Below are 21,245 nucleotides of genomic sequence, written 5' to 3'. Positions count from 1 at the left end.
ATGCCGCGCTTCTTTGCTCCATTGTTGTTACTGCTCCTGACCTTCAACGCCCACGCCGACAGCTACATCACCCGCCAGTTGAACAAACCGGTGCCGGGCGGCGTGGCGGTGGTGGACCTGGGCACGTCCGCCCAGGCGCCAAAAGCCACCTATCAAGGCAAACCGGTGTTGGTAGTCAAGGAACAGAACAACTGGCTGGCCATTGTCGGCGTGCCACTGACGGTCAAGCCGGGGGCTCAATCGGTCAGCAGCGGCGGTCGTAACCTGAATTTTACGGTTGGCAACAAAAAATACCCGGAACAGCGCATCACCCTGAAGAACACCCAGCAGGTCAATCCGGACCCGGAGAACCTCAAGCGCATCGAGCGTGAACTGGCCGAACAGATTGCCGCTTACCGCACGTTCAGCCCCAACACCCCGAGCAACCTGCTGCTGGACAAACCGGTGAACGGGCCGCTGTCGAGCAAGTTCGGCGTGCGCCGTTTTTTCAACGGTGAAGAGCGCAACCCCCACTCTGGCCTGGACTTCGCCGTGGGCGCCGGCACACCGATCAAAACCCCGGCTGCCGGCAAGGTGATCCTGATCGGCAACTACTTCTTCAATGGCAACACGGTGTTCGTCGACCATGGCCAGGGCTTCATCAGCATGTTCTGCCACATGTCGAAAATCGACGTGAAGGTGGGACAGCCACTGGCCCGTGGTGACGTGGTCGGCAAAGTCGGTGCGACCGGCCGCGCGACCGGACCGCACATGCACTGGAACATCAGCCTGAACGATGCGCGGGTCGATCCGGCAATCTTCATTGGTGCGTTTCAGCCCTGATTCCAAAATAAGGCCTCTGGCCTCATCGCGAGCAAGCTCGCTCCCACAGGGATTGCGCTGTACCTGTGGGAGCGAGCTTGCTCGCGATGGCAATATCACAGACACCGAAAGCAGTCCGGCAGTGTCACCTCATCAATTGCGCACCACTCAAACCTCGCGCAAACAACAAAACAATCACCGCCAATCACAGCAATAAAATCTCGATAAATACCCGTTCACGAGTATTCCTCTCAATTTTTTTCGACTGCTTGCCAACCTTCCCCCCCAAGGTTAGGGTTGAAGGCATGAAAACCTCTCACACCCTCATTCAGCTCCGCCAGCACCGCAGCCTGTGCCTCGTCAGTGCACGACTGCCGGGCTGAATCGTGGTGTCTCGTCCCAGGCTGTACTCCAAGAACTTTTGATCCACCGGCAGGCCGCCTTTTTCGGCCAACACAATAAGGATTTCCCGATGAGCATGCTCAAAGACCCGTCTTCGAAATACCGCGCGTTCCCGACCATCGACATTCCGGACCGCACCTGGCCGTCGAAAACCATCACCGCCGCGCCGATCTGGTGCAGTTCCGACCTGCGTGACGGCAACCAGTCGCTGATCGAGCCGATGGACGCCGTCAAGAAGCTGCGCTTCTGGAAAACCCTGGTGCAGGTCGGCGTAAAGGAAATCGAAGCGTCGTTCCCGGCCGCCTCGCAAACCGACTTCGACTTCGTCCGCACCCTGATCGAAGGCAACCACATCCCGGACGACACCACCATCCAGGTGCTGACCCAGGGCCGTGAAGACCTGATCGAGCGCACCTTCGAATCCCTGCGCGGCGCGAAGAAAGCCATCGTTCACCTGTACAACGCGACCTCCCCTTCCTTCCGCCGCATTGTCTTCAACCAGGACAAGGACGGGGTCAAGGCCATCGCCGTGAACGCCGCCAAGCTGTTCGTCAAATACGCGGCCATGCAGCCGGACACCGAGTGGACCTTCGAATACTCGCCAGAAACCTTCAGTGCCACCGAAATGGAGTTCGCCAAGGAAGTCTGCGACGCGGTGATCGAGGTCTGGAACCCGACGCCCGAGCACAAGATGATCCTCAACCTGCCGGCCACGGTGGAATGCGCGACCCCGAACATCTATGCCGACCAGATCGAATGGTTCGGCCGCCACATCAACCGTCGTGACAGCGTGATCATCAGCCTGCACACCCACAACGACCGTGGCACTGGCGTTGCCGCCACCGAACTGGGCCTGATGGCTGGTGCCGACCGTGTCGAAGGCTGCCTGTTCGGCAACGGCGAGCGTACCGGTAACGTCGACCTCGTGACCGTGGCCCTGAACCTCTACACCCAGGGCGTGAACCCTGAGCTGGACTTCTCCGACATCGACGGCGTACGCAAAGTCGTCGAAGAGTGCAACCAGATCCAGGTGCACCCGCGTCACCCGTACGTCGGCGACCTGGTGCATACCGCATTCTCCGGCTCGCACCAGGATGCGATCCGCAAGGGCTTCGCCCAGCAGAAATCCGATGCACTGTGGGAAGTACCGTACCTGCCGATCGACCCGGCCGACATCGGCCGCAGCTACGAGGCGGTCATCCGCGTCAACAGCCAGTCGGGCAAGGGCGGCATCGCCTACCTCCTGGAGCAGGAGTACGGCATCAGCCTGCCGCGTCGCATGCAGATCGAGTTCAGCCAGGTCGTGCAGCGTGAAACCGACCGCCTCGGCCTGGAAATGACCGCCCAGCAGATCCACGCACTGCTGCACAGCGAGTACTTGCAGGCCAACACCCCGTACGCGCTGGTCAGCCATCGCCTGCAGGAAGAAAACGGTCACAGCGCCGTTGAAGTGGAAGTGGCCAGCCAAGGCCAGGGCGAGACCAACCTGCACTGGCGCGGCAAGGGCAACGGTGCCCTGGAAGCGCTGGTGGCCGGCCTGCCGGTACCGGTGGAAATCATGGACTACAACGAGCACGCCATCGGCGCGGGCACCAATGCCAAGGCCGCGGCCTACATTGAACTGCGAGTGAATGGCGAACGTGCGGTGCATGGCGTCGGCATCGACGAAAACATCACCACTGCCAGCTTCAAGGCCCTGTTCAGTGCGCTGAACCGCTCGCTGAGCCAGCCGGAAGCGAAAGCGGCGTAAGCCATCGCTGAAATGCAAAAGGCCCCGGGGTGTGAACCTCGGGGCCTTTTCGTTTGTGCGGCTTTAAGATCAAAAGATCGCAGCCTTCGGCAGCTCCTACGTTGGAACGCGACCCCCTGTAGGAGCTGCCGAAGGCTGCGATCTTTTGGAGTACACCGGAATATCAGATGAACTCAAAGGTATCGGCATCCAGATTCGCCGGAAACCGCGTGCGATACGCCGCCAGCTCTGCCGCATCCAGCACCACCGTGAACACCCCGTCTGCCTCTCCGGCACTGAGCAGCGTCTCGCCCTGAAAATCCAGCACCTGACTGTCACCCGTATAGGCAAAGCCCTTGCCATCAGTCCCGATGCGATTGACCGCCGCGACATAGCACAGGTTCTCGATCGCCCGCGCCGGCAGCAAGCGGTTCCAGTGCTGGCGCCGCGCACCTGGCCAGTTGGCGGTGTACAGCAGCAGGTCGGTGTCCTGGGCGTCACGGCTCCACACCGGGAAGCGCAGGTCGTAGCAGATCAACGGCCGCACTCGCCAGCCCTTGAGCTCGAACTGCACCTGGCGTTCGCCGGGGGTGTAGTGGTTATGCTCACCGGCCATGCGGAACAGGTGACGCTTGTCGTAGTGCAACACCTCGCCATCCGGGCGCGCCCACAGCAGGCGATTGCGATGGCTGCCGTCGACGGCCTGGACGATGACGCTGCCGGTGATCACCGCATCAAGCTTTGCCGCCTGGACCCGCAGCCATTTGCTGGTGGGGCCGTTTTCCGCTTCGGCGAGGGCCTCGGATTCCATGGAGAACCCGGTGGTGAACATCTCCGGCAGAATGATCAGGTCGGCGCCGCGAGCCTGCTCCAGCAGTGGCTCGAAATGCTCGAGGTTGGCCTGGCGGTCGTGCCAGGCCAGGGACGTCTGAATCAGCGCAACGGTCAGCTTGGGCAATGCACTCAGATCACGCATAGTTTTTCCGCTGCTTCACGCAGGGTCTCCTCACGCTTGGCAAAGCACAGCCGCACCAGGCGCTGGCCGACCGGTGGCGTCTGGTAGAACACCGAGATCGGGATACTGGCCACGCCGTGCTCGCGGGTCATCCACAGGGCCATCTCGACATCATTGAGATCCGGGCGGATCTGCGAGTAATCGACCAACTGGAAATAGGTGCCGGTCACCCGGGTGAAGCTGAAACGCGACGGTAGCAGCAGATCGCAGAACAAATCACGCTTGGCCTGATAGAAACCCGGCAACTCCTCGACGTGTTCGGGATGTTCGGCCATGTAATCGGCCAATGCATATTGCAGCGGCGTCACCCCACAAAAATTCACGTACTGGTGCACCTTGCGCAATTCCGCCGTCAGGGCCGGTGGTGCAACCACATAGCCGGTTTTCCAGCCTGTGACGTGGTAGGTCTTGCCGAACGAGCTGACCACGAAGGCACGCTGATACAGCTCTTCATGATTCAGCACGCTGACGTGGGGCACACCGTCATACACCAGGTGTTCATAGACTTCGTCGCTGATCACGTAGATGTCGCGATCGCGGATCAAGTCTGCCAACTGGTCGAGTTCGGCACGGCTGATCAATGCGCCACTGGGGTTGTGCGGGGTGTTGAGGATGATCATTCGCGTACGCGGGCTGAGTGCCAGGGCAAGCTTCTCGAAGTCGATACTGAAGTCGTTCAGGCCCAGTTGCACATGCACGCAACGACCGCCGGCCAACTCCACCGAAGGCTCGTAGCTGTCGTATGCCGGATCAAACACGATGACTTCGTCACCGCTGTGGATAACCGCCTGAATGGCACAGAAAATCGCCTCGGTCGCACCGGGGGTAACCGTCACTTCAGTATCTACATCCACCTGTGCGCCATAACTGCGGGCGATCTTCGCCGCGATCTGCTGACGCAACACCGGCAGCCCGGTCATTGGCGAATATTGATTATGGCCGCTGGCGATATGCCGGCCGACCGCATCGCACAGGGCCTGCGGGGCCGCGAAATCGGGAAAGCCCTGGGACAGATTGAGCGCGCCGGTCTGTGCCGCGAGCTGAGACATCTGAGTGAAGATAGTGATGCCGACATTCGGCAGCTTGCTGGTGATCATCGGTGGTTCCCTGCTCTACACCCGGCTCTACGGCGGCGCGGGGGAGTCCGAGGATAGCCCAAACGGCAGGCATGAAAAAGGGCGCCATTGGCGCCCTTTCCATCCCACGGGAAAAACCTCGATCAGCGCTTGTCGCGACGCTTCTTGTCGGCCTTCTTGTGGTGCGACATCAAGCGACGCTTCTTGTTGACCTGACGGTCGGTGAGCGTGTTCTTGTTGCCTTCGTACGGGTTCTCGCCACCCTTGAACTCGATGCGGATCGGCGTACCGACCAGCTTCAGCACACGGCGATACGTGTTTTCCAGGTAACGCACGTAGGACTTCGGCACCTTCTCGATCTGGTTACCGTGAATCACGATGATCGGCGGGTTCGCGCCACCCAGGTGGGCATAACGCAGCTTGATCCGGCGGCTGTTGACCATCGGCGGCTGGTGCTCGCTGACCGCGTCTTCCAGAATCTGGGTCAGGCGGCTGGTCGGCCAGCGGGTAACCGCGGACTTGAACGAGTTCTGTACCGAGGCGTAGAGGTTGCCCACGCCGGTGCCGTGCAGTGCCGAGATAAAGTGAATATCGGCAAACTCGACGAAGAACAGGCGACGCTGCAACTCGATCTTGACGAAGTCGCGCTCGCTCGGCGTCATGCCGTCCCACTTGTTGATCGCGATGACCAACGCACGACCGGCCTCGAGGGCAAAGCCCAGCAGGTTGAGGTCGTGGTCCACCACGCCTTCGCGGGCGTCCATCACGAAGATCACCACGTTGGCGTCTTTGATCGCTTGCAGGGTTTTGACCACGGAGAACTTTTCGACTTCTTCGTGGATCTTGCCGCGCTTGCGCACACCGGCGGTGTCGATCAGCGTGTACTTCTCGTCGTTACGCTCGAACGGGATGTAGATACTGTCGCGGGTGGTGCCGGGTTGGTCGTAGACGATTACCCGGTCTTCGCCGAGCATGCGGTTGACCAGGGTCGACTTGCCGACGTTCGGACGGCCGATGATGGCGATCTTGATCCCGTCTTTTTCGCTCGGGCCAGGAATGCGCTTGGCTTCCTCGCCTTCGGCGACGTCTTCTTCCTCGCCTTCTTCCAGCTCGTCATCGTCTTTCGGGAAGTCACTCAAGGCGATTTCCAGCATCTGGGTGATGCCACGACCGTGAGCACCAGCGATTGGAATCGCGTGGCCCATGCCCAATGGAGCGAATTCGGCGCGGGCCATTTCCGGGTCGATGTTGTCGACCTTGTTGGCAACCACGTAGGAACGCTTGTTACGTTTGCGCAAATGCTCGGCGATCATCTGGTCGGCGGCGGTGAAACCGGCCTTGGCATCTACCAGGAACAGAACGACATCCGCTTCTTCGATGGCCAGCAGCGACTGCTCGGCCATCTTTTCGTCCATACCGTGTTCGTCACCGGAGATACCGCCGGTGTCGATCAGAATGTAGGAACGCCCTTGCCACTTGGCCTCACCGTACTGGCGATCACGGGTCAGACCGGACAAGTCGCCGACGATGGCGTCACGAGTCCTGGTCAGGCGGTTGAACAAGGTGGACTTGCCGACGTTCGGTCGGCCCACCAGGGCGATTACGGGAACCATGCGGCTCTCCACTTCGTTATTTCAGAAAATACAAAAGCCGCTGCGAGGCAGCGGCTGGTGCTCGGGGCAACGCTTGAAAGCGCTGCAAACCCCGGTAAACCGGGGCCGCTTGGGGGTTAAACCCCAAGCATAGTCGTTACTTGATGGTCAGGGCTTCCAGTTTGCCGCTGTTGCCATACACATAAATCGTGTCACCCACCACCAGCGGACGGGCACGCAGGCCGTCGCTGTCGATGCGCTCGCGGCCGACGAAACGACCGTCCACCTGACTCAGCAGGTGCAGGTAACCTTCCAGGTCACCGACTGCAACGTAGCTGGAGAACACTTCCGGAGCCGACAGTTGACGGCGGGCCAGCGAGTCGTTGCTCCACAAGGCTGTGGTGGAACGCTCATCGACGCCTTCAACGGTGCCCGAAGACAGGCTCACATAAACGGTACCGAAACCCTGGGCGACACCGGCATAGCTGGAAGCATCACGCTGCCAGAGCTGACGGCCGCTTTGCAGGTCCAGAGCGGCAACGCGCCCCTGATAGCTGGCGACATACAGCGTCTCGCCCGACAGCAGCAAGCCACCGTCGATGTCGACCACGCGCTCCAGTTCCGAACGGCCTTGCGGGATCGCTACGCGCTGTTCCCACACTGGTACGCCGTTGGTGATGTCCACGGCAACCACTTTACCGGTCGACAGGCCAGCCACCGCGAGGCGGTTGGTCACGATCGGCGCACTGGTACCGCGCAGGGTCAGTACCGCAGGCGTACTGTCATAGATCCAGCGACGGTCACCGGTGGAGGCGTCCAGACCGATCAGACGATCGTCCTGGGTCTGAACCACCACGACGTCGCCGTTGTTGGCTGGCGGCGCCAGTACTTCGCTGGACACGCGAGCGCGCCACTTTTCTTCACCGTTGATCGCGTCCAGGGCAACGATTTCACCCTTGATCGTACCAATGGTGACCAGTCCGTAACCAACACCAACGGCGCCGGAGACAGGCAGTTCGAGGTCTTTCTTCCATTTGACGTCGCCGGTGTTGCGGTCCATTGCCATCAACACGCCAGTGACGTCGGCGGCATAGATGGTATCGCCATCGATGGCCGGAACCAGCATGTTGTAGGTTTCGCCCTGACCGTCACCGATCGAACGACTCCACTGCTTGTGCAGAACCACTTCTTCCTTGAAGTCGACCAGCTCGGCCGGAGGCAGTTCTTTTTTGCTGTTGCTGCTGCAACCCGCGGCCAAAATGGCCAGGGCCAGCAATGCTGCATGTTTCCAACGAATCACGTCACGCATCCCCTTTGGCCAGGTCGTCCAGCTTGATTTGCAGGCCACCGACCGCCGCTTCATCCGACAGTGCCGCCTTGGCTTTTTGATACGCCGCGCTAGCCTCGTCGGTACGACCCAGCTGCACCAGCAGGTCACCCTTGAGTTCTTCGCGAGTGGCCAGGAATGCCTTGTCGGCATCGCCTTCGAGCAGCTTCAGTGCTTCGTCGGCCTTGTTCTGCGCGCCGAGTACCTGGGCCAGACGCTGACGGGCGATTTCGCCCAGCGCCGGGTTGGCCGGCTTGGCGACAATGGCTTTGAGCTCGCTGGCCGCGTCGTCCAGCTTGCCGCTGTCGACCGCTACCTTGGCAACGAACAGGCTGCCGTACTGCGCGTAGGCGCTGCCGCCAAACTCGCTGTTGAGCTTGCCGGCCAGGTCCGAAACACGGGCCGCGTCAGGCTTGCCGTCAGGCGTCAGCGTGGTTTCGAGCAATTGCTGATAGAGAATCGAGGCGCCTTGCGACTGATTGCTCTGATACTTGTGGAACGCCTGCCAGCCGAACACGATGACCAGCGCCAACAGGCCACCAGTGACCAGGGGCTTACCGTTGCGTGACCACCATTCCTTCAATTCCATCAAATGTTCGTCTTCGGTACTCGACACCCCAATACTCCTTAATCGCTAATTCGGCTGTTTAGACAGCTTCAACCCTGCACGACGCAGGTGGCCAGGTGCGCTGCAAGCGCATCCCAGGCAATGCTTTGTTGTTCGCCCTGGCCACGCAGGGGTTTGAAACCTACCACTTGCTGGGCCATTTCGTCGTCACCGAGGATCAGCGCGTACAGCGCACCGCTCTTGTCGGCCTTCTTGAACTGGCTTTTGAAACTGCCGGCGCCGGCATTCACTTGCAGGCGCAGGTTGGGCAACTGGTCACGAACCCGCTCCGCCAGGGTCAGGCCAGCCAGTTCGGCGGCTTCACCGAAAGCGCAGAGGTAGACGTCGACCTGACGGGAGATCTCTTGCGGGATCTGCTCCAGGGTTTCGAGCAACAGCACCAGGCGTTCGATGCCCATCGCAAAGCCAACGCCGGCGGTCGGCTTGCCGCCCATCTGCTCGACCAGGCCGTCGTAACGACCACCAGCACACACGGTGCCCTGGGCGCCGAGTTTGTCGGTGACCCATTCGAAAACGGTCTTGCTGTAGTAATCCAGCCCGCGAACCAGCTTCGGGTTGATCACGTAAGGAATGCCGGCGGCGTCCAGGCGAGCCTTGAGGCCCTCGAAGTGCACGCGGGATTCTTCGTCGAGGTAGTCGGCCATTTTCGGCGCATCGACCAGAATCGCCTGTGTCTCCGCATTCTTGGTGTCCAGGACGCGCAACGGGTTGGTCTTCAGGCGGCGCTGGCTGTCTTCGTCCAGCTTGTCCAGGTGCCGGGACAGGAACTCCACCAGTGCCTCGCGATAACGACCACGGGATTCGCTGGTGCCCAGGCTGTTGAGCTCGAGCTTGACCGCATCGCGGATGCCCAGTTCGCCCCACAGGCGCCACGTCAGCACGATCAGCTCGGCGTCGATGTCCGGACCGTCGAGGTTGAACACCTCCACACCGATCTGGTGGAACTGGCGATAACGGCCTTTCTGTGGACGCTCGTGGCGGAACATCGGGCCGATGTACCAGAGTTTCTGAACCTGGCCGCCGCCGGTGATGCCGTGTTCCAGCACCGCGCGCACACAGGCCGCCGTGCCTTCAGGGCGCAGGGTCAGGGAGTCGCCGTTGCGGTCGTCGAAGGTGTACATCTCTTTTTCGACGATGTCGGTCACTTCACCGATGGAACGCTTGAACAGCTCGGTGAACTCGACGATCGGCATGCGGATCTGCTTGTAACCGTAGTTATCCAGCAGGCGCGAAACGGTGCCTTCGAAATGACGCCACAGGGGGGTCTGTTCGGGCAGGATGTCGTTCATGCCACGAATGGCTTGCAATGACTTGCTCACTTTAAATCCTTAAATTCGTTCGGCTCTTCAGTCAGGTTCAGCCGCGCGCAATAACGGCAGCGTCAGCTTCGACCTTTTCGGCCGCTTTCTGGCGGATCAATCGTTCAAGCTCATCCACCAGATTGTCATTCGTCAGTTTCTGCGACGGCTTGCCGTCGATGTAAATCAGGTTCGGCGTGCCGCCGGTCAAGCCGATATGGGCTTCCTTGGCTTCGCCAGGGCCGTTGACCACGCAACCGATCACCGCGACATCCAGCGGCACCAGCAAATCTTCGAGACGCCCTTCCAGCTCGTTCATGGTCTTGACCACATCGAAGTTCTGCCGCGAGCAGCTCGGGCAGGCGATGAAGTTGATGCCACGGGAACGCAGGTGCAGGGACTTGAGAATGTCGTAGCCGACTTTCACTTCCTCGACCGGGTCGGCCGCCAACGAGATGCGGATAGTATCGCCAATCCCTTCGGCGAGCAGCATACCGAGGCCCACGGCAGATTTCACCGTGCCGGAACGCAAACCACCGGCTTCGGTGATGCCCAGGTGCAGCGGCTGGACGATTTCCTTGGCCAACAAGCGGTAGGCTTCGACGGCCATGAACACGTCGGAGGCTTTCACGCTGACCTTGAAGTCCTGGAAGTTCAGGCGTTCAAGGTGCTCGACGTGGCGCAAGGCCGACTCGACCAGCGCCGCCGGGGTCGGCTCGCCGTATTTCTTTTGCAGGTCTTTTTCCAGGGAACCGGCGTTCACGCCGATACGGATCGGGATCCCGCGGTCACGGGCGGCATCCACCACCGCACGCACGCGGTCTTCGCGACCGATATTGCCCGGGTTGATCCGCAGGCAATCGACACCCAGTTCGGCGACGCGCAGAGCGATCCGGTAGTCGAAGTGAATGTCGGCAACCAGAGGCACCTTGACCAGCTGCTTGATCTTGCCGAAGGCTTCGGCGGCGTCCATGTCCGGTACGGAGACCCGCACGATATCGACGCCGGCCGCTTCCAGACGATTGATTTGCGCGACCGTGGCCGCGACATCGTTGGTGTCGCTGTTGGTCATACTCTGCACAGCGATAGGCGCATCGCCGCCAACAGGCACGTTACCGACCCAGATCTTGCGGGATTCGCGACGTTTGATTGGAGATTCGCCGTGCATGACTTATTGACCCAACTTCAGGCGAGCAGTCTCGCCACTGGTGAACGGAGCGACATCGACCGGCTGGCCGTTGTAGCTGACCTGAGCGCCGCGGGCAAAGCCCAGACGCACGGCAAACGGAGGCTTGCCATTGACTGCCAGGCTGTCGCCTTTGCGTTTGAGACCGCTGAACAGCACCTTGCCGCTACCGTCGGTCACTTGTGTCCAGCAATCGGAGGTGAACTGCACCTGGACCTGGCCTTCACCGGCCACTGGCGCGGCTTGAGCAGGAGCGGTTACCGGTGCAGTCGCCACCGGGGCCGGAACGACTGGAGCTGCCGGGATCACCGGCGCTGCGACAACAGGCGCGGTGGTATGGGCAGGTGCGGCTGGCGCGGTCGGCGCTGCCGGGGCGGCTGGCGCAGTCACTTGAGCCTGTTCTGGTGCTTCGGCCGCAGCGTCGGCCTGTGGCAGCGCGAGGGCGGTTCCGCCGTCGGATTGACCTTCCGCGACGGCCTGGTCTTCCGGCTCGTCCAGCGGATGAATCTGTGTCGTACCGTCGGCGCCTTCGACTTCAACGTGTTCTGGCGCCAGACCGATCAGGTCCTTGGTGCGCATCGAGGTCTGATCCTGCCACCAGACGAACCCGCCACCGATCACCGCGACCAGCAACAGCAGGCTGACGATTCGCAAAATGGTGTGGGAAACCCGCACAGGCTCTTCAATACGACCCAGGCTGTGAACATTGCTGCCCTGGGAGTCGGTACCGGTGGATTGATCGAATTGCTGGACCAGAACGGCCTGGTCCATGCCGAGCAATTTGGCATAGGCGCGAATGTAACCGCGAGCAAACGTATGCCCGGGCAGCTTGTCGAAGGCGCCGGCTTCCAGATTGCTCAGGGAAGTGGTGGTGAGGTTGAGCTTGAGGGCCACTTCGGCCAGCGACCAGCCATTGCTTTCGCGGGCCTGGCGTAAAGTCTCACCGGGGTTTACGCGATTCGCTGCTACAACTTCGGGATGCGCCGCTTTCATCATTGCTCCGACAGGTATTGCTGATATTCCGGCGTACCGGGATAGAGTCTTTTTAGTTGCAGGCCTTTGCTTGCGGCCTTGTCGCGGTCTTCGAACACTTTTGCCAGCCGAACGCCGAGCAATAGACTACGTGCATTTTGTTCGGAGAGCTGGCTAAAACGGTCGTAATAGTCACGCGCGGGCACATAATGCCTGTCTTCGTAAGACAACTCAGCCATTTCCAGCAATGCACGTGGTTGTTGGTGGTTCAGGCGCAGGGCTTTTTCCAGTTGCTGTTGGGCCAGATCGCGCTGACCGAGCATTGCAGCGGTCATGCCCAGGTTCTCGAACACCCGCGAACGCTCAGGATACAGGGTATCGGCAGCGGCTTGCTCGAAGCGCTCGTAGGCTTCGTTGTAACGTTTCTGCTCGAACAGAAAACTGCCGTAGTTATTGAGGATTCGTGCATCGGCGGGACGGGAAGCCAGCGCCTTGCGAAAATGCTCGTCGGCAAGTTCCGGTTCCATCTCGGCCTGGAACACCAGCCCCAGCGCCGCGTTGGCATCAGGGTCGGAGCCATCGAGCTCCAGCGCTTTCTTCAGTGGAACCTTGGCGCGCTCGGTCATGCCTTGTTGCAAATACCCGATACCAAGTTGCACGTACGCCTCACGCGCCTCATCACGACCCTTGCTGGTCTTCATCGGGTTGTAGTCGCCCGAAAGCACGCAGCCAGCACACAGGCTGGCCAACAGCAAAAGCAGCGCAAAGCGCAGGGACATAGAGATCCTCTCTCGGTTATTTCGCGGCGTCTTGCGCTACATCGTTCTCGGCGTTGAGTTCACGCACGGCGATATAACGTTCGCTGCGACGGGTGCGATCCAGCACCTGCCCTACCAATTGACCACAGGCCGCGTCGATGTCTTCACCACGGGTGGTGCGGACGGTGACGTTGAAGCCGGCATGATGCAGCTGATCCTGGAAACGCCGGATGGCGTTGTTGCTCGGGCGCTCGTAACCGGAGTGCGGGAACGGGTTGAACGGGATCAGGTTGATCTTGCACGGGATGTTCTTGAGCAGCTCGATCATCTCCACGGCGTGCTCGACCTTGTCATTGATGTCCTTGAGCAAGGTGTATTCGATGGTCAGCACGCGCTTTTCGCCGAGGTTCGACATGTAGCGCTGGCACGACTCGAGCAGCATCTTAAGCGGATACTTCTTGTTGATCGGCACCAATTGGTTACGCAATGCGTCATTCGGTGCGTGCAGGGACAACGCCAGGGAGACGTCGATGTGCTTGGACAGCTCATCGATCATCGGCACCACGCCGGAGGTCGACAGGGTCACACGGCGCTTGGAAATGCCGTAGCCCAGGTCGTCCATCATCAGATGCATGGCCGCGACGACGTTGTCGAAGTTCAGCAGCGGCTCACCCATGCCCATCATCACCACGTTGGTGATGGCACGGTCGACGGTTGCCGGGACGCTACCAAAGGATTTGTTGGCAATCCACACCTGGCCGATGACTTCGGCGGCGGTGAGGTTGCTGTTGAAGCCTTGCTTGCCGGTGGAGCAGAAACTGCAATCCAGGGCACAGCCTGCCTGGGACGAAACGCACAAGGTACCGCGCTTGCCCTGGGGAATGTATACGGTCTCGACGCAGCTGCCGGACGCCACGCGCACCACCCACTTGCGGGTGCCGTCGCTGGAGATGTCCTCGCTGACCACTTCCGGACCACGGACCTCGGCAACAGTCTTGAGCTTTTCGCGCAAGGCCTTGCTGACGTTCGTCATGGCATCGAAATCATCGACACCAAAGTGGTGAATCCATTTCATTACCTGACCGGCACGGAAACGCTTCTCCCCGATTGAGTCGAAGAATTTTTCCATTTCCAGCTGAGTCAGACCCAGCAGGTTAGTTTTTACAGTCGATGTAGTCATGGATTCACCTTCACTCTTAAGCCAATGCTTAGCGAGTGGTTACTTCAGTAGCTGCGAAGAAGTACGAGATTTCGCGAGCGGCAGCGGCTTCGGAGTCCGAACCGTGTACAGCGTTGGCGTCGATGGAGTCAGCGAAGTCAGCACGGATGGTGCCGGCAGCAGCTTCTTTAGGGTTGGTAGCGCCCATCAGCTCACGGTTCAGAGCGATAGCGTTTTCGCCTTCCAGAACCTGAACGACAACCGGACCGGAGATCATGAAAGCAACCAGGTCGTTGAAGAAACCACGAGCGCTGTGCTCAGCGTAGAAGCCTTCGGCTTCAGCTTTGGACAGTTGCTTCAGTTTCGAAGCTACAACGCGCAGGCCAGCTTTTTCGAAACGAGTGGTGATCTCGCCGATCACGTTTTTAGCAACGGCGTCAGGCTTGATGATGGAGAAAGTACGTTGAACAGCCATGGTGTAACTCCAGAAACGGTAATTTACGAAAAATTAAACCCGCGAATTATACGCGGGTTCTCGGGTATTGCCTAACTGAGTGACGGTCGCGACGCCTACCTTCTGTAGGAGCTGCCGAAGGCTGCGATCCTTTGATCCCGATCCCGTGCTTGAAACTCAAGCGGATGGAAAAGATCGCAGCCTCGCTTCGCGAGTCAGCTCCTACTCGCGCTCTTCGATCCAGTGGGCCTGAATGGCCTCCAGGATCTTTTCGCCACAATGCTCAGGCATGTCGTCGAAATCGGGCAGTTCCATCACCCATTTACGCAGATCGACGAAGTTGACCGACATAGGGTCCACGTCGGGCTTGCTTTCAGCCAGCTGGATCGCAATCTCCAGCACATCAGTCCACTTGAGTTTCATGACAATTCCTTGAATCAGTGCGGTGCTTCGGCTGCGTGGTTGAGCGAGTACTTCGGAATCTCGACGGTCAGGTCTTCGGTACCGACCTTGGCCTGGCACCCCAGACGGGACTCGCGCTCAAGACCCCAGGCCTTATCAAGGTAGTCCTCTTCCAGCTCGTCAGCCTCTTCCAGCGAGTCGAAACCCTCGCGGATGATGCAGTGGCAGGTGGTGCAGGCACAGACGCCGCCGCAAGCGCTTTCCATCTCGATGTGGTGCTCATGGGCCAGCTCGAGGATGGAAATACCTGTTTCAGCCTCAACAACCATGCCTTCGGGGCAAAACTTCTCGTGTGGCAGAAAAATGACCTGCGGCATCGTTATTCCTCAATCTCATTCAGGTTGCGCCCCGCCAGCGCGGCTTTCACCGTCGAGTCCAGGCGGCGGGCAGCAAAGGCGTCGGTCACTTGCGACAGACGCTTGGTCTGCTGCTCGATGGCGTAACCATCGGTACCTTTCATCAGTTCGGTCAGTTCCTGCACCTGCATGTCGATGACCAGGCGCTCTTCGGCATCGAGCAAGCGCTCGCCATCGGCCTCCAGGGCAGCCTGTACCGCCTCGATCAGGCGCTGGGCGTCGACCTGCTGCTCGCGCAGTACGCGGGCAACCTTGTCGTCATTGGCGTGCTGGAACGAATCCTTGAGCATCCTGGCGATTTCGCCGTCGGTCAGACCGTAGGACGGCTTGACCTGGATGCTGGCCTCAACTCCCGAACCCAGCTCACGGGCGGAAACGCTGAGCAGACCGTCGGCGTCGACCTGGAAGGTCACGCGGATCTTCGCCGCGCCAGCCACCATCGCCGGAATGCCGCGCAACTCGAAGCGCGCCAGGGAGCGGCAGTCGCTGATCAGCTCGCGCTCGCCCTGCAATACGTGGATGGCCATGGCCGACTGGCCGTCTTTATAGGTGGTGAAGTCCTGGGCGCGGGCGACGGGGATGGTGGTATTGCGCGGAATCACCTTCTCCATCAGGCCGCCCATGGTTTCCAGCCCCAGGGACAACGGAATCACGTCCAGCAGCAACAGTTCGCCGCCATCGCGCTTGTTGCCCGCCAAGGTATCGGCCTGGATCGCAGCACCGATGGCCACCACTTGATCCGGGTCGATTTCAGTCAGCGGCTGGCGACCAAAGGCTTCGGCGACGGCTTCGCGAACGCGAGGCACGCGAGTCGAACCACCGACCATGACTACGGCGTGCACATCTTCCAGTTCGATACCGGAATCACGAACAGCGCGGCGGCAGGCTTTCAGGCTGCGAGCGACCATCGGCTCGATCAGCGCATTGAAGGCTTCGCGGGTCAGCTCGGCTTTCCAGTCGCCATGGGCAACCTCAACGGCCGCAGCATTGGTCAGGGCTTCCTTGGCCGCACAGGCGGTTTGCAGCAAATTGCGTTGCGCACCCGGATCGAGGTCGGCGGACAGACCGGCGCTCTCGATGATCCAGCCAGCGATCGCGTGGTCGAAGTCATCGCCACCCAGGGCGCTGTCGCCACCGGTGGCCAAAACTTCGAAGACACCGCCGGTCAGGCGCAGAATCGAAATATCGAAGGTACCGCCGCCCAGGTCGTAGATCGCGACCAGGCCTTCAGCGTGCTGGTCCAGACCATAAGCCACGGCCGCAGCGGTCGGCTCATTGAGCAAACGCAGCACGTTCAGACCGGCCAGCTTGGCCGCGTCCTTGGTGGCTTGACGCTGGGCGTCGTCGAAATAGGCCGGAACGGTGATCACCGCGCCCACCAGCTCACCACCCAGGGTCGCTTCAGCGCGTTGGCGCAGGACCTTGAGGATGTCGGCGGAGACTTCCACCGGGCTTTTCGGGCCCTGGATCGTGTCGATGAACGGCATGTGCGACTCGCCACCGACAAAGCGGTACGGCAACTGATCACCAAGCTGCTTGACGTCGGACAGACCACGACCCATCAAGCGCTTGACCGACAACACAGTATTCAAGGGATCGGTAGCGGCAGCCAGCTTGGCGGATTCGCCCACCTCGACGCGATCGGCGTGGTAGCGCACGGCAGACGGCAGGATGACCTGCCCTTCTGCGTCGGCAAGCGGCTCGGAAAGACCACTGCGCAATGCAGCGACCAGCGAATTGGTAGTGCCCAAGTCGATCCCCACAGCCAGACGACGCTGGTGCGGTTGAGGACTTTGGCCGGGTTCGGCGATCTGCAGTAGGGCCATCGTTATCAGGACTTATCTGTATATCAGGCGTGCGACCGGAGCGGCACTGGGTTAATCGTCGAGGCGCTCTTCTAACTGGCGCACTTCGTAGGTGAGCTTGTCGAGGAACTGCATGCGCCGCATCAGGCGTTCGGCCTGTTCACGGTGCGCGGCATCGTTCCAGCAAGCTGCGAAGCTTTGGTTCAGTTCATCCTGGGCAGCCTTCAGGCGACGCTTGAAGACGGCAACGCCATTGAGGTCGGCGCTGTCCTGCAGGTCTTCGAGCTCTTCACGCAGCTCCATCTGCTGCAGAAGGAACTCCGGATCATGCACCGTGACCTCCAGCGGCAGCTCGCCACCATTCAAGGCGAGCAGGTAACGCGCGCGCTTGGGTGGACTCTTGAGCGTCTGGTAGGCCTCGTTGAGGCTCGCGGATTGCTCCAGCGCCAACCGCTGCTCACGCTCGGAAGCGTCGGCAAAGCGGTCCGGATGAACACTGCGCGCCAACTCACGGTAGCGCGTAGCCAGCTGATCGAGGTCCAGATCGAAACTCGGTTGCAGCTCAAATAAAGCGAAATGACAAGGAGTACCCACGACAAGCCTCAGATGTTGAAGCTTTCGCCGCAGCCACATTCACCGCGTACGTTGGGGTTGTTGAACTTGAAGCCTTCGTTCAACCCTTCCTTGACGAAATCGAGCTCGGTGCCGTCCAGGTAAGCGAGGCTTTTCGGGTCGATGATCACTTTTTCGCCATGACTTTCGAACACCTGGTCCTCTGCAACCACCTCGTCGACAAACTCCAGCACGTAGGCAAGACCGGAACAGCCCGTGGTGCGAACACCCAGACGAATCCCTTCACCTTTGCCGCGCCCGTCGAGGGAGCGCCGCACGTGTCGAGCAGCCGCTTCTGTCATGCTGATAGCCATCGGTGACTCCTTACTCGTCGCCAAAACTCGAAAATCAGATCAAGCCTTTCTTCTGCTTGTAATCGCGAACGGCCGCCTTGATGGCGTCTTCAGCGAGTACCGAGCAGTGGATTTTCACTGGCGGCAGGGCCAGTTCTTCAGCCAGCTGGGTGTTCTTGATGGTTTCCGCTTCGTCCAGGGTCTTGCCCTTCATCCACTCGGTGGCGAGGGAGCTGGAAGCGATAGCCGAACCGCAGCCGTAGGTCTTGAACTTGGCATCTTCGATGATACCGGCGTCGTTGACCTTGATCTGCAGGCGCATCACGTCGCCGCACGCCGGAGCGCCGACCATGCCGGTGCCGACATCAGGATCTTGCGCATCCATCTTGCCGACGTTGCGCGGGTTTTCGTAGTGGTCGATGACCTTTTCGCTGTAAGCCATGATTCTTAATCCTCACTCATCAGAGAGTCGCTCTTGAAGCCCTGAAACCTGAGTTTACAGGGCTGATTGCGGCGACTTGAAATCAGTGTGCCGCCCACTCGATTTTCGAAATGTCGACACCGTCTTTGTACATGTCCCACAGCGGCGACAGAGCGCGCAGCTTGGTAACGGCCTCGCAGACTTTCTGCGCGGCGTAGTCGATTTCTTCTTCGGTGGTGAAACGGCCGAAGGTGAAGCGGATCGAGCTGTGTGCCAGTTCGTCGTTGCGGCCCAGGGCGCGCAGTACGTACGAAGGCTCCAGGGACGCCGAGGTGCAGGCCGAACCGGACGAAACCGCCAGATCCTTGAGCGCCATGATCAGCGACTCGCCTTCAACGTAGTTGAAGCTCAGGTTCAGGTTGTGCGGAACGCGGGCGGTCAGGCTGCCGTTGACGTACAGCTCTTCCAGGTGCTCGACCTGCTTGTAGAAGCGGTCGCTCAACGCCTTGATGCGTGCGTTCTCGGCAGCCATGTCTTCCTTGGCCACGCGGAAAGCTTCACCCATGCCGACGATCTGGTGGGTCGCCAGGGTGCCGGAACGCATGCCGCGCTCGTGGCCGCCACCGTGCATGGTCGCTTCAATACGTACGCGCGGCTTGCGGCTTACGTACAGGGCGCCGATGCCTTTAGGACCGTAGGTCTTGTGGGCGGAGAACGACATCATGTCGACTTTCAGCTTCGAAAGATCGATCTCGACCTTGCCGGTGGACTGGGCGGCGTCGACGTGGAACAGGATGCCCTTGGAGCGGAGCAGTTCGCCGATCGCTGCGATGTCGTTGATGGTGCCGATTTCGTTGTTCACGTGCATGACCGAAACCAGGATGGTGTCGTCGCGCAGTTCGGCTTCGATCATCTCAGGAGTTACCAAGCCGTCGGTACGAGGCTCGATGTAGGTCACTTCAAAACCTTCACGCTCCAGTTGGCGCATGGTGTCCAGGACAGCCTTGTGCTCAATCTTGGTGGTGATCAGGTGCTTGCCTTTGGTGGCATAGAAATGTGCCGCACCCTTGATTGCCAGGTTGTCGGACTCGGTAGCACCGGAGGTCCAGACGATTTCACGCGGGTCGGCGTTGACCAGATCGGCCACCTGACGACGGGCGTTTTCGACGGACTCTTCGGCTTTCCAGCCGAACACATGGGAACGGGACGCCGGGTTACCGAAGTTTCCGTCGACCAGCAGGCATTCACTCATCTTTTGCGCGACACGCGGATCAACCGGGGTAGTCGCAGAGTAATCAAGGTAAATCGGCAATTTCATGGACTATCTCCTAAATCAGGCTGGCTGGCGTGCCGCTAGCTCTCTGGCAGTCATTCGACGGCGGACGCTTCAATCTTGTCCAGGCGTGGCGCCTTGCTATTGCAACGGCGTTGGTCCTGGCGCTGGGCTACTTCTTGCACCTCACGGCGAGTCACAAGGTCAGCCAAGCTGATACCGCTCAGAAATTCGTGGATCTGCAGGCTCAGGTCACACCACAAGTGGTGAGTCAGGCAAGTGTCACCGGAGTGGCAATCACCCTGGCCCTGGCATTTGGTTGCATCGACCGATTCGTTCACCGCATCGATCACCTGGGCGACCTGGATGCCCTGCATGTCGCGGGACAATTGGTAGCCACCGCCCGGACCGCGAACGCTGGACACCAGGTTGCTGCGGCGCAGCTTGGCGAAAAGCTGTTCGAGGTAGGACAGGGAGATGCCTTGGCGCTCGGAGATATCGGCCAGGGACACGGGCCCGTGCTGCGCGTGTAACGCCAGGTCAAGCATGGCGGTCACGGCGTATCGGCCTTTTGTAGTCAGTCGCATGGACAATTACCACGGAGTTCGGAATGAGGCGAGTATGCAATTCCCGAGTATTTAAGTCAACTATTAGACCTAGTACTTTAGTCGGGATTACCCGCAAAAGAGCGGGCGCATCATAGCAGGGTCTGTGGCGTAATGGCACACCGGTCGGCGCTCTGCCATTGTCTAAATGCGACCTGCGTAGGAGCTGCCGAAGGCTGCGATCTTTTGATCTTGCCCTCTAAGATCAAAAGATCGCAGCCTTCGGCAGCTCCTACACAAAGGCATCAGCCAGTCTGCTGACCCTTGTCCTTCACACAGGCAAAGTCTTCTTCGCGCAGTTCAGGCAGATCTTTCGCACAGTAATTGCTGCCCAGATCCTTCAACGCCCCGCACATCCCCTCCAGGCGCCCATCGACCGCCTGCAGGTGATCGAGCAATTGGTTGATGGCGCGAGCCACCGGGTCGGGCATGTCTTCAGTCACGCCGTAGGCATCGAAGCCGATTTTCTCGGCCATGGCCTTGCGCTTGGCGTCCTGCTCTTCGTCGGGCTTGACGATGATCCGCCCCGGAATCCCCACTACAGTGGCACCCGGCGGTACTTCCTTGGTCACGACCGCATTGGAACCGACCTTGGCCCCGGCACCGACAGTGAACGGACCGAGCACCTTCGCGCCCGCCCCGACCACGACGCCATCACCCAGGGTCGGGTGACGCTTGCCCTTGTTCCAGCTGGTGCCGCCCAGGGTCACGCCCTGGTAAATAGTCACGTCATCGCCGATCTCGGCGGTTTCACCGATGACGATGCCCATGCCATGGTCAATGAAGAAGCGACGACCGACCTTGGCACCCGGATGGATCTCGATCCCGGTCAACCAGCGACCGAAGTTCGACACCAGCCGCGCCAGCCATTTCAGGTCAGCGCGCCACAGCATCGCCGACAAACGGTGAATCCAGATGGCATGCATGCCGGGGTAGCAAGTCAGGACTTCAAAAGCGTTACGCGCCGCCGGGTCTCGGTGGAATACGCTCTGGATATCTTCACGCAAACGCTCGAACATCA

The 21,245-nt window shown here is 60.1% G+C and carries 22 protein-coding genes; 2 read left to right on the top strand and 20 right to left on the bottom strand.

Annotated features, from left to right (window positions below; all coding sequences use genetic code 11):
* On the top strand, window positions 1-822 hold the full coding sequence (locus tag AB4O40_RS22605; RefSeq protein ID WP_056721246.1) for a M23 family metallopeptidase: 822 nt from the start codon (window positions 1-3) through the stop codon (window positions 820-822).
* Between the two features lie 451 nt (window positions 823-1,273).
* Complete coding sequence (gene leuA, locus AB4O40_RS22600) at window positions 1,274-2,953, top strand: 2-isopropylmalate synthase (protein ID WP_056721248.1); 1,680 nt, start codon at window positions 1,274-1,276, stop codon at window positions 2,951-2,953.
* A 163-nt stretch (window positions 2,954-3,116) separates the two neighbouring features.
* Here the strand turns inward: leuA and AB4O40_RS22595 are convergent, their stop codons facing one another.
* The 20 genes from AB4O40_RS22595 to cysE form a co-directional block, all read right to left on the bottom strand.
* Entirely contained in the window at window positions 3,117-3,908 is a 792-nt protein-coding gene (locus AB4O40_RS22595) for an amidohydrolase (protein ID WP_056721250.1), read from the bottom strand.
* A complete protein-coding gene (locus tag AB4O40_RS22590) occupies window positions 3,896-5,044 on the bottom strand; it encodes a pyridoxal phosphate-dependent aminotransferase (RefSeq protein WP_223542210.1) in 1,149 nt (382 codons plus the stop codon). Before AB4O40_RS22590 ends, AB4O40_RS22595 begins: the two co-directional genes overlap by 13 nt.
* A 122-nt stretch (window positions 5,045-5,166) precedes the next feature.
* Window positions 5,167-6,636: a ribosome biogenesis GTPase Der gene (gene der / locus AB4O40_RS22585; protein ID WP_046040936.1), complete on the bottom strand. Its 1,470-nt coding sequence runs from the start codon at window positions 6,634-6,636 to the stop codon at window positions 5,167-5,169.
* Between the two features lie 136 nt (window positions 6,637-6,772).
* The gene (gene bamB, locus AB4O40_RS22580) at window positions 6,773-7,924 is read right to left on the bottom strand and encodes an outer membrane protein assembly factor BamB (protein WP_056721253.1); all 1,152 of its coding nucleotides are present in this window, start codon (window positions 7,922-7,924) and stop codon (window positions 6,773-6,775) included.
* The gene (locus AB4O40_RS22575; protein WP_008053246.1) at window positions 7,917-8,558 is read right to left on the bottom strand and encodes a tetratricopeptide repeat protein; all 642 of its coding nucleotides are present in this window, start codon (window positions 8,556-8,558) and stop codon (window positions 7,917-7,919) included. The genes bamB and AB4O40_RS22575 overlap by 8 nt, the downstream gene beginning before the upstream one ends.
* 41 nt (window positions 8,559-8,599) lie before the next feature.
* A complete protein-coding gene (hisS, locus tag AB4O40_RS22570) occupies window positions 8,600-9,889 on the bottom strand; it encodes a histidine--tRNA ligase (protein WP_008053247.1) in 1,290 nt (429 codons plus the stop codon).
* Between the two features lie 37 nt (window positions 9,890-9,926).
* On the bottom strand, window positions 9,927-11,036 hold the full coding sequence (ispG, locus tag AB4O40_RS22565; protein ID WP_003185136.1) for a flavodoxin-dependent (E)-4-hydroxy-3-methylbut-2-enyl-diphosphate synthase: 1,110 nt from the start codon (window positions 11,034-11,036) through the stop codon (window positions 9,927-9,929).
* Window positions 11,037-11,039: 3 nt separating this feature from the next.
* A complete protein-coding gene (locus AB4O40_RS22560; protein WP_056721255.1) occupies window positions 11,040-12,047 on the bottom strand; it encodes a RodZ domain-containing protein in 1,008 nt (335 codons plus the stop codon).
* Window positions 12,047-12,805 carry a type IV pilus biogenesis/stability protein PilW gene (gene pilW, locus AB4O40_RS22555; protein ID WP_056721257.1) on the bottom strand — a complete coding sequence of 253 codons (759 nt, stop codon included), beginning with the start codon at window positions 12,803-12,805 and terminating at the stop codon, window positions 12,047-12,049. The genes AB4O40_RS22560 and pilW overlap by 1 nt, the downstream gene beginning before the upstream one ends.
* Window positions 12,806-12,821: 16 nt before the next feature.
* Window positions 12,822-13,964, bottom strand: a complete 1,143-nt coding sequence (gene rlmN, locus AB4O40_RS22550) for a dual-specificity RNA methyltransferase RlmN (protein ID WP_056721259.1) — start codon at window positions 13,962-13,964, stop codon at window positions 12,822-12,824.
* Window positions 13,965-13,992: 28 nt separating this feature from the next.
* Window positions 13,993-14,418, bottom strand: a complete 426-nt coding sequence (gene ndk, locus AB4O40_RS22545) for a nucleoside-diphosphate kinase (RefSeq protein ID WP_007903599.1) — start codon at window positions 14,416-14,418, stop codon at window positions 13,993-13,995.
* Window positions 14,419-14,619: 201 nt separating this feature from the next.
* Entirely contained in the window at window positions 14,620-14,820 is a 201-nt protein-coding gene (iscX, locus tag AB4O40_RS22540) for a Fe-S cluster assembly protein IscX (protein ID WP_056721260.1), read from the bottom strand.
* A 14-nt stretch (window positions 14,821-14,834) separates the two neighbouring features.
* Entirely contained in the window at window positions 14,835-15,176 is a 342-nt protein-coding gene (gene fdx / locus AB4O40_RS22535) for an ISC system 2Fe-2S type ferredoxin (protein WP_007998670.1), read from the bottom strand.
* A gap of 2 nt (window positions 15,177-15,178) precedes the next feature.
* On the bottom strand, window positions 15,179-17,041 hold the full coding sequence (gene hscA / locus AB4O40_RS22530) for a Fe-S protein assembly chaperone HscA (protein WP_056721263.1): 1,863 nt from the start codon (window positions 17,039-17,041) through the stop codon (window positions 15,179-15,181).
* 51 nt (window positions 17,042-17,092) lie between these two features.
* Window positions 17,093-17,614: a co-chaperone HscB gene (gene hscB / locus AB4O40_RS22525; RefSeq protein ID WP_046040913.1), complete on the bottom strand. Its 522-nt coding sequence runs from the start codon at window positions 17,612-17,614 to the stop codon at window positions 17,093-17,095.
* 8 nt (window positions 17,615-17,622) lie between these two features.
* The gene (iscA, locus tag AB4O40_RS22520) at window positions 17,623-17,946 is read right to left on the bottom strand and encodes an iron-sulfur cluster assembly protein IscA (protein ID WP_003227904.1); all 324 of its coding nucleotides are present in this window, start codon (window positions 17,944-17,946) and stop codon (window positions 17,623-17,625) included.
* Window positions 17,947-17,980: 34 nt separating this feature from the next.
* Window positions 17,981-18,367 carry a Fe-S cluster assembly scaffold IscU gene (iscU, locus tag AB4O40_RS22515; protein WP_056721266.1) on the bottom strand — a complete coding sequence of 129 codons (387 nt, stop codon included), beginning with the start codon at window positions 18,365-18,367 and terminating at the stop codon, window positions 17,981-17,983.
* A gap of 82 nt (window positions 18,368-18,449) precedes the next feature.
* Window positions 18,450-19,664, bottom strand: coding sequence for an IscS subfamily cysteine desulfurase (locus AB4O40_RS22510; protein ID WP_056721268.1), 1,215 nt, complete (start codon window positions 19,662-19,664; stop codon window positions 18,450-18,452).
* A gap of 50 nt (window positions 19,665-19,714) precedes the next feature.
* Complete coding sequence (iscR, locus tag AB4O40_RS22505; protein WP_003227911.1) at window positions 19,715-20,206, bottom strand: Fe-S cluster assembly transcriptional regulator IscR; 492 nt, start codon at window positions 20,204-20,206, stop codon at window positions 19,715-19,717.
* A 263-nt stretch (window positions 20,207-20,469) separates the two neighbouring features.
* Complete coding sequence (gene cysE / locus AB4O40_RS22500) at window positions 20,470-21,243, bottom strand: serine O-acetyltransferase (RefSeq protein ID WP_056721270.1); 774 nt, start codon at window positions 21,241-21,243, stop codon at window positions 20,470-20,472.
* Window positions 21,244-21,245: the final 2 nt, after the last annotated feature.

The organism is Pseudomonas sp. S2_F07 (genome assembly GCF_054668325.1).
This window is presented reverse-complemented; position numbering and strand designations above follow the sequence as displayed.

Bases quoted from the DNA above. Each gene is read 5' to 3' on its own strand.
- AB4O40_RS22605 (WP_056721246.1), top strand. From the start codon at position 1: ATGCCGCGCTTCTTTGCTCCATTGTTGTTACTGCTCCTGACCTTCAAC.
- leuA (WP_056721248.1), top strand. From the start codon at position 1,274: ATGAGCATGCTCAAAGACCCGTCTTCGAAATACCGCGCGTTCCCGACC.
- AB4O40_RS22595 (WP_056721250.1), bottom strand. From the start codon at position 3,908: ATGCGTGATCTGAGTGCATTGCCCAAGCTGACCGTTGCGCTGATTCAG.
- AB4O40_RS22590 (WP_223542210.1), bottom strand. From the start codon at position 5,044: ATGATCACCAGCAAGCTGCCGAATGTCGGCATCACTATCTTCACTCAG.
- der (WP_046040936.1), bottom strand. From the start codon at position 6,636: ATGGTTCCCGTAATCGCCCTGGTGGGCCGACCGAACGTCGGCAAGTCC.
- bamB (WP_056721253.1), bottom strand. From the start codon at position 7,924: ATGCGTGACGTGATTCGTTGGAAACATGCAGCATTGCTGGCCCTGGCC.
- ispG (WP_003185136.1), bottom strand. From the start codon at position 11,036: ATGCACGGCGAATCTCCAATCAAACGTCGCGAATCCCGCAAGATCTGG.
- AB4O40_RS22560 (WP_056721255.1), bottom strand. From the start codon at position 12,047: ATGAAAGCGGCGCATCCCGAAGTTGTAGCAGCGAATCGCGTAAACCCC.
- pilW (WP_056721257.1), bottom strand. From the start codon at position 12,805: ATGTCCCTGCGCTTTGCGCTGCTTTTGCTGTTGGCCAGCCTGTGTGCT.
- rlmN (WP_056721259.1), bottom strand. From the start codon at position 13,964: ATGACTACATCGACTGTAAAAACTAACCTGCTGGGTCTGACTCAGCTG.
- ndk (WP_007903599.1), bottom strand. From the start codon at position 14,418: ATGGCTGTTCAACGTACTTTCTCCATCATCAAGCCTGACGCCGTTGCT.
- iscX (WP_056721260.1), bottom strand. From the start codon at position 14,820: ATGAAACTCAAGTGGACTGATGTGCTGGAGATTGCGATCCAGCTGGCT.
- fdx (WP_007998670.1), bottom strand. From the start codon at position 15,176: ATGCCGCAGGTCATTTTTCTGCCACACGAGAAGTTTTGCCCCGAAGGC.
- hscA (WP_056721263.1), bottom strand. From the start codon at position 17,041: ATGGCCCTACTGCAGATCGCCGAACCCGGCCAAAGTCCTCAACCGCAC.
- iscA (WP_003227904.1), bottom strand. From the start codon at position 17,946: ATGGCTATCAGCATGACAGAAGCGGCTGCTCGACACGTGCGGCGCTCC.
- iscU (WP_056721266.1), bottom strand. From the start codon at position 18,367: ATGGCTTACAGCGAAAAGGTCATCGACCACTACGAAAACCCGCGCAAC.
- AB4O40_RS22510 (WP_056721268.1), bottom strand. From the start codon at position 19,664: ATGAAATTGCCGATTTACCTTGATTACTCTGCGACTACCCCGGTTGAT.
- iscR (WP_003227911.1), bottom strand. From the start codon at position 20,206: ATGCGACTGACTACAAAAGGCCGATACGCCGTGACCGCCATGCTTGAC.
- cysE (WP_056721270.1), bottom strand. From the start codon at position 21,243: ATGTTCGAGCGTTTGCGTGAAGATATCCAGAGCGTATTCCACCGAGAC.